The sequence below is a fragment of the Dolichospermum sp. UHCC 0352 genome, from assembly GCF_009711925.1.
Classification (GTDB): Bacteria; Cyanobacteriota; Cyanobacteriia; order Cyanobacteriales; family Nostocaceae; genus Dolichospermum; species Dolichospermum lemmermannii.
The window spans coordinates 1-13,859 of record NZ_VIKY01000181.1 but is presented as its reverse complement, the minus strand read 5'-3'; the positions used below and the strand labels follow the sequence as shown (position 1 = coordinate 13,859).

The 13,859-nt window shown below is 37.0% G+C and carries 12 protein-coding genes and 1 pseudogene; 6 read left to right on the top strand and 7 right to left on the bottom strand.

The features are described 5' to 3' along the window. Positions 1-146: 146 nt before the first annotated feature. Together FJR06_RS12550 and FJR06_RS12545 are read left to right on the top strand one after the other, a co-directional pair. Positions 147-695: an AbfB domain-containing protein gene (locus tag FJR06_RS12550; RefSeq protein ID WP_015079705.1), complete on the top strand. Its 549-nt coding sequence runs from the start codon at positions 147-149 to the stop codon at positions 693-695. Between the two features lie 103 nt (positions 696-798). Then, on the top strand, positions 799-1,263 hold the full coding sequence (locus tag FJR06_RS12545) for a DUF6006 family protein (protein WP_168651544.1): 465 nt from the start codon (positions 799-801) through the stop codon (positions 1,261-1,263). Between the two features lie 30 nt (positions 1,264-1,293). On the opposite strand, the gene FJR06_RS12540 is transcribed toward FJR06_RS12545, so the two are convergent. Then, on the bottom strand, positions 1,294-2,637 hold the full coding sequence (locus tag FJR06_RS12540; RefSeq protein WP_168651543.1) for an AAA-like domain-containing protein: 1,344 nt from the start codon (positions 2,635-2,637) through the stop codon (positions 1,294-1,296). A 250-nt stretch (positions 2,638-2,887) separates the two neighbouring features. On the opposite strand from FJR06_RS12540, the gene glmU reads away from it, so the two are divergent. Beyond that, on the top strand, positions 2,888-4,243 hold the full coding sequence (gene glmU, locus FJR06_RS12535) for a bifunctional UDP-N-acetylglucosamine diphosphorylase/glucosamine-1-phosphate N-acetyltransferase GlmU (protein WP_168651542.1): 1,356 nt from the start codon (positions 2,888-2,890) through the stop codon (positions 4,241-4,243). Between the two features lie 120 nt (positions 4,244-4,363). Here glmU and FJR06_RS12530 read toward each other — a convergent pair whose 3' ends face one another. Both FJR06_RS12530 and FJR06_RS12525 read right to left on the bottom strand, forming a co-directional pair. Beyond that, complete coding sequence (locus FJR06_RS12530) at positions 4,364-4,870, bottom strand: hypothetical protein (protein ID WP_168651541.1); 507 nt, start codon at positions 4,868-4,870, stop codon at positions 4,364-4,366. Positions 4,871-4,884: 14 nt separating this feature from the next. Then, positions 4,885-5,151, bottom strand: a pseudogene (locus tag FJR06_RS12525) (GNAT family N-acetyltransferase); the annotation flags it as partial. 143 nt (positions 5,152-5,294) lie between these two features. Between FJR06_RS12525 and FJR06_RS12520 the strand changes: the two are divergent. Further along, complete coding sequence (locus FJR06_RS12520) at positions 5,295-5,723, top strand: AccI family restriction endonuclease (protein WP_254434425.1); 429 nt, start codon at positions 5,295-5,297, stop codon at positions 5,721-5,723. Positions 5,724-5,729: 6 nt separating this feature from the next. Further along, positions 5,730-7,223, top strand: a complete 1,494-nt coding sequence (locus tag FJR06_RS12515; RefSeq protein WP_168651540.1) for an Eco57I restriction-modification methylase domain-containing protein — start codon at positions 5,730-5,732, stop codon at positions 7,221-7,223. An 82-nt stretch (positions 7,224-7,305) separates the two neighbouring features. On the opposite strand, the gene FJR06_RS12510 is transcribed toward FJR06_RS12515, so the two are convergent. The 4 genes from FJR06_RS12510 to FJR06_RS12495 form a co-directional block, all read right to left on the bottom strand. Beyond that, the gene (locus FJR06_RS12510; RefSeq protein ID WP_015079696.1) at positions 7,306-8,898 is read right to left on the bottom strand and encodes a 2-isopropylmalate synthase; all 1,593 of its coding nucleotides are present in this window, start codon (positions 8,896-8,898) and stop codon (positions 7,306-7,308) included. A 207-nt stretch (positions 8,899-9,105) separates the two neighbouring features. Beyond that, positions 9,106-9,627 carry an NYN domain-containing protein gene (locus FJR06_RS12505; protein WP_015079695.1) on the bottom strand — a complete coding sequence of 174 codons (522 nt, stop codon included), beginning with the start codon at positions 9,625-9,627 and terminating at the stop codon, positions 9,106-9,108. A gap of 851 nt (positions 9,628-10,478) precedes the next feature. Then, positions 10,479-11,267, bottom strand: coding sequence for a rod shape-determining protein MreC (gene mreC / locus FJR06_RS12500; RefSeq protein ID WP_015079694.1), 789 nt, complete (start codon positions 11,265-11,267; stop codon positions 10,479-10,481). Positions 11,268-12,078: 811 nt separating this feature from the next. Further along, positions 12,079-13,086, bottom strand: coding sequence for a rod shape-determining protein (locus FJR06_RS12495; RefSeq protein ID WP_041457858.1), 1,008 nt, complete (start codon positions 13,084-13,086; stop codon positions 12,079-12,081). A 365-nt stretch (positions 13,087-13,451) separates the two neighbouring features. Between FJR06_RS12495 and FJR06_RS12490 the strand changes: the two genes are divergently transcribed. Further along, complete coding sequence (locus FJR06_RS12490; protein ID WP_015079692.1) at positions 13,452-13,814, top strand: single-stranded DNA-binding protein; 363 nt, start codon at positions 13,452-13,454, stop codon at positions 13,812-13,814. The last annotated feature ends 45 nt before the right edge of the window (positions 13,815-13,859 follow it).

Genomic DNA, 13,859 nt, shown 5'->3' with positions numbered 1-13,859 from the left:
CTGTTGACTCTAGCGGTAGTCCTTGGGTCGTTAGCACCGGTGGAGAGATTTTCCGCGCCCCATAATACCTACGGCGTATTCCTAGAGGGAATCGCCAATATCAAACTTCAAAGCATAATTCAAATTAATAGGAAATTGGAACAATCATGAAATTTAACCTACTAAAAAGATTCTTGAGTATTTCAACTTTAGGTTTGTCAGTCTGTGGGATTGTGCTAACATCATCATCTTCCGTTTATGCCCAATATAAAAGTTTGTACGGTCAAGTTCAGTCTTTTCGTTCGTATAACTTTCCTGATCGCTATATTCGCCACAGAAATTTATTGGGCTACATAGAGCCAATTAATAACGAACTCGGAAGAAAAGACGCAAGTTTCAAAATTGTTCGGGGATTAGCAAATAGCAAATGCTCTTCATTTGAATCTGTAAACTTTCCAGGTCATTTCTTGAGACACGAAAATTTCCGACTGCTGTTGTCAAGGATGATCAATCAGCAGCTTTTTAGGGAAGATGCTACTTTTTGCATTAAAGGTGGACTCTTTGGTGATGATGCTCGTTGGACATTGGAATCTCTCAATTTTCCTGGACACTACATCCGACACAAGAATTTTGAGTTGTGGGTAGAACGCTCAGATGGTAGCGATTTATTTGCACAGGATGCGTCATTTAGGATTTTCAATCCTCTCTATCGGTAGGGTAATCTTGTTCGTCAATCAAAACTACTTTTTTTCCTAATATCTAATGAATAGAGTTGACTTTCATAAAATATTCACTGCTATAAAATATTGGAGATATTTCATGTCATTAATTAAATTACGTCAAACTCACAACTTACTTACCAAAGGCTTATTAACTAACATTTTTACTGTGGCTGTTAGTTCAATATTGTTCACCAACATTGGTACAACTAATGCCTCACAGGTGGTCACTCAGTGGTATTTTGGCTCATGGGATTGTAATATTGATGGTCGTAATGCCAAAATGCAGTGGCTTGTAGTTGATGACCCGCAAACTCAGTGTGATGGTGATGTCTGTAGGACTACATCAGGTGTTAAGGTTGTAGGACAGTTCAGTGATAATGGTAGTGCATGGGTGTCACTAGCAAAACGTTCTGCAAATTCAACATCTCTCTCAATTCGTTATTTAGGTCAAGAACAAGATAACTGGTTTTTGAGATACAATGTTAAATCAGGTCGGGCTATCGGTTGGACTACCTGGAGAGGCAAACGTTATCCTTTATCTTGTGCAAATAGAAGACGTTAGGAAAAAATTTCACGAATACAAATATTGATTTTAATTCTGCAAATGTTCTCGAAAATATTGTTGATATAACTGACAACTTGGTGTTAATTTATCTCCTATTCTCTTTACTAATCCTATGCTGTAAAGTTGATATGCTGAAATTGTTTCTACGCTTACAGGTTTTTGAGCCGTAACTACTTCTAGGAATGCCTGAGTTAGATGAGGATTAATTTTAAAAGTATGCAAAAATCGCCGCAAATGTTCTTCGTAAATTCCGGCATTTGTTGGCGCATTTTGCAATAAATTTTCTAAAGTTATATCCCCAAGTGCTAGATGATAAAGTGCCAATCTAATTAAATATGGATGTCCCCCAACTAGAGACATTAATTGCTGTAATTGATTTTGATTATAATCAAGTTGATGATTGTGGGCTAAAACTTTTATTTGTTCTTTGGTAAATTCTGTTAATTCCACTACTAAGCCAACATTAAAGGGGGATTGATTGATATCTAATGACCCATAATTTTCGGTGGAATGGACTACAGCTAATCGTAATTTTTCCCAAATATCTACAGTTTTAGCTTCTTCATGCCAACTTCGTAACATGGCAAAAAAACCTTGGGAAATTTCAGGATATTGAAAAACTCTATCTACTTCATCTAATGCTAAAACTAAATTATTATTGATTTCTGCTAAAATATGATCTTCAAAATATGTAGTGCAATTAATAATACTACCTCTATATTCATCCCAAGATTCATTTAATAAAGAAGGTAATTTTAATTTGTGACCAACATAAGCACAGAACCAGCGTAAAAATTTATCTAAATCATTAAAAACGGTTGCTTCTGCTTGTAAAAAATTTAATCTTACTGTGTGATAACCTTGCTGATTTGAGTGAGCGATAATTCTATCAAGTAGGGAGGTTTTACCCATTTGATTTGGAGCTTTAATCCGAATTAGAGAACCAGCCTGGAGAATTGTATCATAACAACGTTCTTCTATTAGATTTCGTTGGATGTAAAATACAGAATTTAGAGGAACTGAACCTTTTGGGTATTCTGGTAAAAATTCATTTTTGATGGGATTAGAAATATTTTGATGTAATTCTGTTTGTAGAATGTTGTTATTGTTAAGATGCGAACGTTCAACTGCTGCACGAAAATTAGTTTTATTAACTTCTTCTCCTAATGCTTCTGAAAGTAATTTCCACAATTTGAAACCTACATCTTGGCGGAGATATTTGGCTGTATAACCTCCATTATTGGCAATTTCATCATAATTTAGACCTTGCCAAGATCCTTTCAGGATAATTATCTCCACATCTTTCAAGTGTCTGTTAACTTTATTAAAGACAACTGTATCTAAAATTTGTAATGCTTCTTCAACGTTCATATATTTAATTTATGCCGATTGAAGTCAGTATATCGAGTTTGTGCCGAAAAAGAAATATCGAAATTTGGATACATCGCTTACTTGTTAAGGTATTCTCATTAATTGAGACTATTCCCGCTAACAGTGGGATGGGTTCTTTTTCATCTAAAATCTCCAGAAGACTCCCACTACAGATGATTAACTGATATGATTTGACCTGGAAGGGAGCAAATCAAAACAGCATTTATCGCAAATTTACTGATATATAACTATGGTTGTTGTAGCAATTCTCGCGGCAGGAAAAGGCACAAGAATGAAATCAAATCTGCCTAAAGTTTTACATTCTTTAGGTGGTAAATCTTTAGTCGAACGCGTTATTGAAAGTGCTGAACCCCTTTTACCTTCACGCAGATTAGTAATTGTTGGCTATCAGTCCCAAGAAGTAAAAACGGCTATGAATGCAATTCATGGTGTGGAGTTTGTGGAACAGACTGTACAATTAGGCACAGGTCATGCTATCCAACAATTGCTTCCCCATTTAGAAGGTTACACTGGGGATTTATTGATTTTAAATGGTGATGTCCCTTTATTACGGACGGAAACTTTAAACAACCTCTTACAAACTCACCAAGAAAATCAAAATTCTTGTACTATCCTCACCGCACAATTGTCAAATCCTCAAGGTTACGGACGGGTTTTTCGTAACAGTGAATGTATTGTCCAAAAAATAGTTGAGGACAAAGATTGCACTCTTACCCAAAGAGAAAATGACCGCGTGAATGCTGGTATTTACTGTTTCCGTTGGCCAGATTTAGCAAAGTTTTTACCTCAATTAGAAGCAAATAATGCCCAAAAAGAATATTACTTAACTGACGCTGTAACTCAGGTTGGTAAGGTAATGGCTGTAGATGTGAAAGATTACCAAGAAATTTTGGGAATTAATGATAGATTGCAATTAGCAACAGCTAACGATATTTTGCAAAGACGGATTAAGGAAAAATGGTTGTTAGCAGGTGTAACGCTAATAGATCCTACCAGTATTACGATTGATGAAACGGTGGAATTACAACCAGATGTGATTATTGAACCGCAAACTCATTTGCGCGGAAAAACGATAATTCAAGCTGGTAGTCGCATTGGTCCGGGGAGTTTAATTGAAAATAGTGAATTAGGTGAAAATGTCACTGTTCTCTATTCTGTAGTTACAGATAGTATTATTCAATCTCAAACTCGAATTGGACCCTATGCCCATTTACGTGGTCATGCTAAGGTGGGTGCTAATTGTCGAATTGGTAATTTTGTGGAGTTGAAAAATACCCAATTAGGCGATCGCACTAATGTAGCACATTTATCATATTTAGGTGATACAAAAACGGGAACTCAGGTAAATGTGGGTGCGGGGACAATTACTGCTAATTATGACGGTGTGAAGAAGCATAAAACAATTATAGGCGATCGCACCAAAACCGGTTCTAATAGTGTTTTAGTTGCACCTATTACTGTGGGAAATGATGTGTACATAGCCGCAGGTTCAACGGTGACAGAAGATGTCCCTGATGATTCTTTGGTAATTGCGCGGAGTCGTCAGGTTGTGAAGCCAGGTTGGAAGATGAAAACTGACAGTTAATGTTTTTTTGGGTGCGTTAAGAAACGCACCTTTTTATAGCTATTTTTAGGTAAATGAACTAGTGTTTTTGTTTCGCGCAAAGGTGCAAAGGAGCAAAGACGCAAAGGAAGAAATTCATTTTTATGCAGAAATCTGATTAATTCCTACTTGATAAATTATCTGTTCTTGTACTGACTTTGCAGCAGATACAGCTATTTCTTCCCAATCACTAGCTAATAATACAATGCTCAAAAGCGACTTTAATAAATCTCGATTAGATATAAATTCTTCAACATTATATAATTCATCTTGTTTTAAAATATCTTGCAGTGCTGATAAAGCCACAGGTTGGGGTAATTGTAGTCTTTGAATCAAGCATTTTTGTGCTACTTCTACTGCTGTTTTTTCTGCTATACCCAAATTCCATTCTTTTAGGAGTAACCGCAGTTCTCGGTTGAGTGATACGCGCAACTGTGTCATTCTTCCAAACATTCCAGGATTTTGTAATAAAGCAGGAATTGCTAAACCCCAATCTAATCCTGCTGTTACGTCGCAGTCGGTTTCATCTTCAATTTGAATTGCTGCTTGGAGAGATGCTGGGTTAAAAAGTAAATCAATAGCTTCAGCTAAATTTTGGTTATTATTCATAATAATTTCGCGCATCATTTTTGTAGTCGTAACATACCATATTCAAAATAGGTAAGATTCTCGTATTCTTCATCAATACCAAGATTGAGCATATTTTGGTTTTCATAAAATCGTTCCGCAGTCGGAAGTGAATGCAGTCCAATTCTTCCACCATAACCTAACTCTACACTTCTGAGTCGTGCATATCTCAATAATGCAGTACCTACACCTTTATATCGTGGTGGACGTTGTATTTCTTTACGATTCCAAGGAGCAGAGGTAATGTACTGGATATATACTAAAAAATTATCTAAATTTTACGAAAGTTATTTACACAACCAAGTAAAGTATGGTAATAATCATATTCCTACTGGATTAAATTTTTATGAACAAAGATTTAGTGTAAAATCCAGTAAACATAATTTTTGACTTAAAGGTATAATCAATGCACCCTTTTGAAAAAATTTTATCAGTATCGAAAGAAAACATTGAACTTACAGTAATTATTAAAGAAGAAGACCGGATTCCATTACATAAATGGCAAATAGAAAATAAAATCCCTATCCACATTTGGCACGTTTTTTTTGATAAAGCTTACGGGTTATCTCTTGATCAAGCTGAACACCTTGTAAAAGAAGGTTTAATTGAGCCAACAATTCAAACCTTTCAAGCTCCAGGTGGAGCAACAACTAAAAAAGCCATTTATAAATTTTATTATCATTATGCTTATCCTCTAGGAATTTCAACAGAGCGACCCACTTTAGTACCTAATTATATCGAAGATAAAAATGGACATATTTTGCCTTATGTAAAATTTGTAGGAGGCTCACTTCAGATTAACGAAGATGCTTTAAAAATTCTCAATAACCTTTAATAAATTATGATTCACCAAAAACTACCTAATAACTGGCAAGAAAGAGAAAAATTACGTGATAAAGGTCAATTCTGGACACCAGAATGGGTGACAAAAGCAATGGTTTCGTATATAGCAAAAGACACAAATTTGGTGTTTGATCCTGCTACTGGAAAAGGAGCTTTTTTAAATGCTTTATTACAAATAAATCCCTCTATTAATTATTATGGGATTGATATAGATGAATATATTTTAGAAGATGAAATTTATCAAAAAAATAGTTGCTTTGTAGAATTACGTGATTTTATCAAAAACCCTCCACAGAAAAAGTTTAACGCAATTATAGCTAATCCACCTTACATCAGACATCACCGAATTGATGAAAAGATGAAACAATTTCTAAAAGAGCTTTTTATAAAAATTACAGGTTTTACAATTGATGGTAGAGCAGGTTATCATATTTACTTTTTTGTGCAGGCGTTAAATTTACTTGATAAAAACGGAAGATTAGCTTTTATAATGCCTGCTGATACTTGTGAAGGGATTTTTGCTCAAAAACTGTGGCAATGGATTACTAAAAATTATTGTCTTGAATGTGTTGTGACATTTGATGAAAATGCCACACCTTTCCCAAAGGTTGATACCAATGCGATTATTTTTTTGATCAAGAAATCTGAACCTGTCCAGATAATTAAATGGATCAAGGCAAATGAAGCCAATGAGGAACTTTTTAATTTTGTTAAATCGGATTTTAAAGATACAAATCATATAACTCTGGAAATTAATAATCGAGATTTAAAAGAAGCATTAGCCACAGGTTTATCAAGACCTGAACAAAATAATTGTGATTTTAAATATCATCTTAATGATTTTGCAAAAGTGATCCGTGGTATTGCCACAGGAGCGAATGATTTCTTTTTTTTAACAACACAGCAGGTACAAGAACTGGCAATTCCTAAAGAATTTCTTAAACTCGCAATTGGACGGACAAAAGATGTAACAGGAGATAAATTAACTATTGAAGATATCAAAAAATTAGAAGAAAATAATCGTCCCACAATTTTACTTTCAATAAATAGTAATGATAATATCCCTGAATCAGTTGCTAACTATCTTCAAGAAGGTGAAAAATTAGGTCTGCCTGACCGTCCCCTGATTAAACAACGTAAATTGTGGTATAAGATGGAACATAGAGAAGTGCCACCCATATTATTTGCTTATCTTGGTAGACGCAATTCTAGGTTCATTAAAAATGAGGCTGGTGTTGTTCCATTAACAAGTTTTTTGTGTATTTATCCTATTTATGATGATGAACTATATATCGCTAATCTTTGTGAGGCTTTAAATGATCCTGAGACAATTCAAAATCTCAGACTTGTAGGCAAAAGCTATGGTTCTGGAGCAATTAAAGTTGAGCCTCGTAATCTTGATAAAGTTCCCATTCCAGAACATATTGTAGATAAATATAATTTAACCCGACAAAAATATAAAATTAAAAGTCAGCAACTTGAACTATTTTAATAATTGAAATCTAACTTCATACGCATAAAAAAATCAAACCACATTAATGTGGTTTGAAAAAATCAAAAACTATTTACATTTTCTATGCTGTGACTTCTTCCTTCACTTCCTGCTGTAAAGCTGAAACCAGTCTATTCAGTGCATTTACGTAAGCCTGAGCCGATGCCACAATAATGTCTGTATTGGCTGCATGACCTGAAAATACACGGGATTCATGGCGCAAGCGAATTGTCACTTCTCCTAAAGCATCAATTCCCCCGGTGACAGATTGCACAGAAAACTCAATCAATTCATTCGGTACATTCACCACCCGATTGATGGCTTTGTACACCGCATCTACTGGACCTGTACCAATGGCTGCATCAGTTAATTCTTCTCCGTCGGGAGTGCGAAGAGTTACAGTAGCAGTAGGTTGAGCGTTACTACCACAGGAAACCTGTACCAACTCTACCTTAAATAAATCTGGCGCTTGTTGGATTTCGTCGTTAACAATAGCTTCCAAGTCCCAATCAGAGATTTCTTTCTTTTTGTCCGCTACTTCTTTAAATCTAACAAAGGCTTTATTTAGGTCATTTTCTGATAGTTCAAAGCCCAATTCTTTCAAGCGGGTACGAAAAGCATTTCTGCCAGAATGTTTACCCAATACTATTTGATTGTCCGATAAACCAATCAATTGGGCATCCATGATCTCATAAGTGAGTTTGTTTTTCAATACTCCATCTTGGTGAATTCCAGATTCATGAGCAAAGGCATTTGCACCGACAATGGCTTTATTTGGTTGCACCAACATTCCCGTTAAATTGGAAACCAAACGGGAGGTTTTATAGATTTGTTTGGTGTCAATATTCGTGAGTGATGCTTCCGAATTTTCAGCGCGTCCCAAGAAGGGATTAAAATATTGTCTGCGGACGTGCAAAGCCATGACTAATTCTTCTAAAGCTGCATTTCCGGCTCTTTCCCCAATGCCATTAATGGTACATTCTAATTGCCGAGCGCCGTTTTTCACAGCTTCCAAAAAGTTAGCAACTGCTAAACCTAAATCATTATGGCCGTGAACGGAAATAATGGCTTTGTCAATGTTGGGGACATTTTCGGTAATGCCTTTAATGATGCCCCCAAATTCGCTGGGTGTGGTATATCCTACGGTATCAGGAATATTAACAGTTGTTGCTCCAGCAGCGATCGCTCTTTCCAAAACTTCATACAAAAATTCTGGATCAGATCGTCCGGCATCTTCAGGAGAAAATTCGACATCATCGGTGAAGGTTTTGGCATAGGCTACCATTTCTTCCGCAATGGCAACTACTTCCGGTCTGGTCTTTTTTAACTTATATTGCAGGTGGATATCAGAAGTAGCAATAAAAGTATGAATTCTGCCTTTAGCAGCAGGTTTGATAGCCTCCGCTGCGGCTTTAATATCATCATGTCTGGCTCTGGCCAAACTACAAATTACCGGACCATTTTCCGTTCCCACAGTTTGGGCAATTTTGCTAACTGCTTCAAAATCTCCAGGACTAGCAAAAGCAAAACCAGCCTCAATAATATCTACTCCTAAACGTGCTAGTTGTTTGGCAATAATTAGCTTTTCGTCTATATTGAGAGTTGCTCCTGGACACTGTTCTCCATCACGCAATGTGGTGTCAAAGATGATAATTCTATCGGCTTGTTTGCTCATTAGCTTAACCTCTTTTAATTTTGAGAGTGGACCCAATAAAAGAACATAAGGGAATTAGAATTAATCAAATGTGACTTGATTTGTCAGTCCTATAGAATTTATTTTCATCACTGACTTCTAATTCCTCAATTCTTTTTTGATAAAATAGCTGAAACTGTGAAATGAGAGTTTTTAACTTTGAGATGTGTAAATAAATACTAAGCTAAGTTAACCGTCAGTTTTTTCTATTCTCTCTCTTATATCGTTCAAGTCTATATATCTATCAGTAGCATTACGTAGTTCTCTGGCGATCATTCCTTCAGTTGATACTACTGTAATATGCGTATTTTTTGAGCGTAATAGTTCGATAGCTCTTTCAAAATCACCATCTCCGCTGAATAATACAACTCGGTCATATTGATCTACCGTATTAAACATATCAACGACAATTTCAATATCTAAATTCGCTTTTTGGGAGTAACGACCGGAAGCATCATCATAATACTCTTTGAGGATTTTCGTGCGAACTGTATATCCTAAACTGATGAGTGCATCTCGGAAACCCCGTTGGTCTTGTGGGTCTTTTAATCCAGTGTACCAGAAAGCATTGATTAATGTAGTTTCTGACTGTTCGTATTTGAAATATTCTAAAACCCGTCGGGGGTCAAAAAACCAACCATTTTTTTGTTGAGCATAGAACATATTGTTTCCGTCTACAAAAATAGACAGACGATTCATTGGAGAACCCATAAAAATTTACACCTAAATAATAGATAAGAATGTTAGAGGGAAGAATAGATTATAGCAATTATCAAGTGGTAATTTCGCTAATATCTTTAAGGTACATAATTATGTATAGCCATTATCTTACCTCTTTTAAAGCCAAAATTTGGACAAAATATCCCAGTTGAGATCCGAATTATTTAACTTGTTTCACCTCCGGGACTTGTAAATATGTTGTCTGATCAAAATCTACCAATAAAATTGACCTAGTAACAGGATTGTAAACTAGATGATATTCAATTTTACTCCTAAAGAGGTACGGGATAGGATTCTGGAGAAGGAATGGGCTGATCTTCATCAATAGATTTTTTCATCGACTGTAGGGATGATTTCAGAGGATTATCAATGCTTCAGGAGAGAAGACTATTGAGGATACGCATCTAGGATATCCTAGATGGACACCTAAAATTTGAAGAATACTCTATGAAAGTAGTTTGAATAATTTGATGACTCCGAATATAAATTTTTATGACAACTAACCTGATCTGCGATCACAGGGGTGGGTTCAGTTGCGTAAATATGGGAATGTATCTGTACAGAGTTTTTATACAATGAATATACTGATATGAGTTGGATAAAAATTAAAGGATGGGTGAAAAAGGGATAAGATGGTCATTTAAGTCTTAAATTTGCAGTTTTTAGCAGTCGAACAGGGTTCTGAATCAATATAAGTATTGTACTTAAACTAGTCAGTACAACAATATCGCCCCAGAACCTATATCTAGCTTAACCAAAAAATCAGATTCTGTTGGCAAATTAGAAAAGCAGCCTGGTGCGAGTGGTAGATTTGAGTCATTTACACTAATTAACCTTGTCCATCATTTCGTCAGATTCGGAGTTTCTAAATATTGTTTCTCTGGTTGAGGATAAACAGTTACCCAATCTAAATACCGAATTGGCGGAAATAACTCAACTTTAGCGATTGATGCCGGGAGTTTCTTTAAATCCAAGGACTTAATTTTACCTATGGCTAAACCAGCGGGAAACTTCTGACTATAAGTAGATGTGGAAACTAAATCGCCTACTTTAACATTAGGCACTTTTTCATAAAACTCTAACACCCCTTCAGCGGAAGCATCACCTTGCAAAACTCCTTTAGCTGATGTGCGGCTGACAGTTACACCCACTTGACTTTTTAAATCACTAACCAACAATACACTGCTAGTATTAGTCGTCACACTTTCTACTAAACCCACTAATCCCCCATCGGCTTTAACAATAGAACCTTCTTGAATGCCTGATGCAGTCCCCCGATTCAAAATTACCTGTTGCCACCAATGATCTGCACTCCGTCCAATTACCCTTGCTATAATTGGCTTCTGTGGCAAGGTTTCTTTTTCTACGTAACTCAGTAAACTTTTTAATTTTTCATTTTGGCTTTCTAGATCGACGATGCGAGTCTGTAATTCTAAAAATCTTGCATCTTTAATACTTTGCTCAGGAATCGTCCCTGACTGCACCATCTGTAATGGAATGGTGATTCCTTGATAGATTTCGCGTAATAATGCCCCTTTTGTTTCTCTGATTGTCCAAGCACTACCTACAACTAAGGCCAATAACCCTATTTGTAATCCCTTATATTCCCACCAGCGCTTTAAAGTAAACATAAACATACCTGTATATATTTTTTATAAATTATTCAGGAGTTGCAAAAATATTGCTTAGGAACGCAAATTTAATCACCTGCAATTCTGATTTAACCGGAAATGGTGCGTTACGCTTTGCTTTAGCGTAGCCATGCTCGCAGAGCTTTACACACCCTAATTTTGTACTTTATTTAATCTATACTCCTTAGTAAGACTTTCCGTGATCATTATCCCTCAACTTCCCTATACTTCTGTTGAAAACAATAGACATCTCCGGAAATTAAATATGCGTGACCTAAAACCCTTGTAGAGACGTTCCATGGAACGTCTCTACAATATTTACCGAAGCTGTCTAATGGATTCTATAATTTTGACACTCTCAGGGAAGACAGCCACTGAGATTCTACTGACAGAATTAGATTAAAGGTTTAGCCTAATCTAATCTCGCTGCGACCGTCAAACGCCGCCTAGACGCTCAATACAACCACCAATCAAGGTGTCGAAATTGCGCTTACTTTTATTGTTTTCAGTGTTTTTGTGAGTCCATCACTAAGCCAAGATGCGGTACGCTCCACAACCTGCCATTACTTGCTCTTTCTTGTCATACTGCCGCTAGGACTTGAACCTAACCGTTGTTTCTTATGAGCCGGGATTTCTCCGTACTAGGATGTTTCAACACGTAGATGTTTATTGTTCTTACTCACGATTTCATTCTAGCATACCACAGGGATTAAAATCCCTCGTGTCGCTTCCCTCTGTTGGGAGCCAAGCCACGCTCGTTTCCCACTTACCGCGAGGTCTTATGAATAAATACAGAACCCATATATTCCTACTACATATTACGGGAATGCCCGCTAAATACTCTCTCCAATTGTTTGAAGTTTTCTAATACACGACCTGTTCCCAACACTACACAGCTTAAAGGGTCTGCCGCAATGTGAGTCACAAGACCTGTCTCATGACTAATTAATGTATCCAGACCTTTGAGTAATGCACCACCTCCTGCCAACATGATCCCGCGATCAATAATGTCTGCTGCCAGTTCTGGAGGTGTCCGTTCTAGTGTCCGTCTCACTGCTTCGATAATTACCGCTAGAGGCTCTACCATACTTTCCCGAATTTCTGGGCCTTTGATGCTTACAGTTCTGGGTAATCCAGAAAGTAAATGCAAGCCCCGGACTTCCATGACACTATCATTATCATCTGCGGTCGGATAGGCAGAACCAATCTTAATCTTAATATCCTCAGCAGTCCGTTCACCAATTACCAGATTATGAATTTTCTTCATATACTGAGTAATCGCTTCAGTTAGTTCATCTCCAGCAATGCGGACTGACTCGCTAATTACTGTACCCTGAAGACTTAATACCGCTACTTCTGTTGTGCCACCACCTATATCAATTATCATGTTACCCGTAGGTTCTGCAACTGGCAGTCCCGCACCGATTGCCGCTGCAACTGGTTCATCAATTAAATATACTTCCCTCGCTCCGGCTTGATTGGCTGCATCCATGACAGCCCGTCTTTCTACTCCTGTGACACCACTAGGAATGCCAATGATAATGCGGGGACGCATCAGCGATCTTCCCTCATTTACCCGCTGAATAAAGCTTTTTAGCATCAATTCAGCCGTGTCAAAGTCAGCAATCACACCGTCACGCAGGGGACGGAGGGCAATTACATTGCCTGGTGTCCGTCCGAGCATTTTTTTGGCTTCTTCTCCCACTGCCAGTGCCACCTTGAGATTTTGATCAATGGCAACTACAGAAGGTTCTTGCAGGACAATTCCTTTACCAGACACATAAACTAGGGTATTGGCTGTACCAAGGTCGATACCCATATCCCATGATGGACGAAAATTTCTGAAAAGATCCACGCTTCTCTTTGCCCCTTATTTGCGATACTTAATAACTACAAAGATAAAAGTTAATAATGATAGATTCCATGATGTTTGCTTGCCTGACTCCAGTAACCTAGACTATTTTTTTATCTAGCTTTTGTCAATCTTGATTTTAGTTTCACGAATCTTATGTTCTATTTTTTCATGGTCAGTCAGTATAACCGTATATTTTTTTTAATGTCAAGTATTTTTTGAATTTTTGTGTGAGTTAACTGTTGGGATTCTAACATATTTTCAATACTTTCACAATTAGTTATTATAGAATCCGGAATAGTACAATACAAAGTTACTAAGAAATAAAAGCCATGAGCATTAATGTTGTCACTCTTATTGGCCGTGTAGGCATCGATCCTGACATGAAGTTTTTTGATTCGGGTAAAGTTAAATGTAGATTGACTCTAGCAGTCAGTCGTCGTACCCGTGAGGGAGAACATACAGACTGGTTTAACTTAGAATTATGGGGAAAAACTGCGGAAGTTGCGGGTAATTATGTTCGGAAAGGCAAACAAATAGGCGTTAAAGGTTCTTTGCGGTTTGATTCCTGGAGCGATCGCCAAAGCGGAGTTAGCCGTTCTAGTCCAGTGATCAATGTCGAGCAACTAGAATTACTAGGTTCTAAGCGTGATGGTGAAGGTGGGGGAGCAGATATGTCTCCAGATAATTTCTAATTAGTGAGTTGTCAGTTGTTAGTAGGGGCGAAGCATTTGGAAGAT

Bases quoted from the DNA above. Each gene is read 5' to 3' on its own strand.
- FJR06_RS12550 (WP_015079705.1), top strand. From the start codon at position 147: ATGAAATTTAACCTACTAAAAAGATTCTTGAGTATTTCAACTTTAGGT.
- FJR06_RS12545 (WP_168651544.1), top strand. From the start codon at position 799: ATGTCATTAATTAAATTACGTCAAACTCACAACTTACTTACCAAAGGC.
- FJR06_RS12540 (WP_168651543.1), bottom strand. From the start codon at position 2,637: ATGAACGTTGAAGAAGCATTACAAATTTTAGATACAGTTGTCTTTAAT.
- glmU (WP_168651542.1), top strand. From the start codon at position 2,888: ATGGTTGTTGTAGCAATTCTCGCGGCAGGAAAAGGCACAAGAATGAAA.
- FJR06_RS12530 (WP_168651541.1), bottom strand. From the start codon at position 4,870: ATGAATAATAACCAAAATTTAGCTGAAGCTATTGATTTACTTTTTAAC.
- FJR06_RS12520 (WP_254434425.1), top strand. From the start codon at position 5,295: ATGCACCCTTTTGAAAAAATTTTATCAGTATCGAAAGAAAACATTGAA.
- FJR06_RS12515 (WP_168651540.1), top strand. From the start codon at position 5,730: ATGATTCACCAAAAACTACCTAATAACTGGCAAGAAAGAGAAAAATTA.
- FJR06_RS12510 (WP_015079696.1), bottom strand. From the start codon at position 8,898: ATGAGCAAACAAGCCGATAGAATTATCATCTTTGACACCACATTGCGT.
- FJR06_RS12505 (WP_015079695.1), bottom strand. From the start codon at position 9,627: ATGGGTTCTCCAATGAATCGTCTGTCTATTTTTGTAGACGGAAACAAT.
- mreC (WP_015079694.1), bottom strand. From the start codon at position 11,267: ATGTTTACTTTAAAGCGCTGGTGGGAATATAAGGGATTACAAATAGGG.
- FJR06_RS12495 (WP_041457858.1), bottom strand. From the start codon at position 13,086: ATGGGTATCGACCTTGGTACAGCCAATACCCTAGTTTATGTGTCTGGT.
- FJR06_RS12490 (WP_015079692.1), top strand. From the start codon at position 13,452: ATGAGCATTAATGTTGTCACTCTTATTGGCCGTGTAGGCATCGATCCT.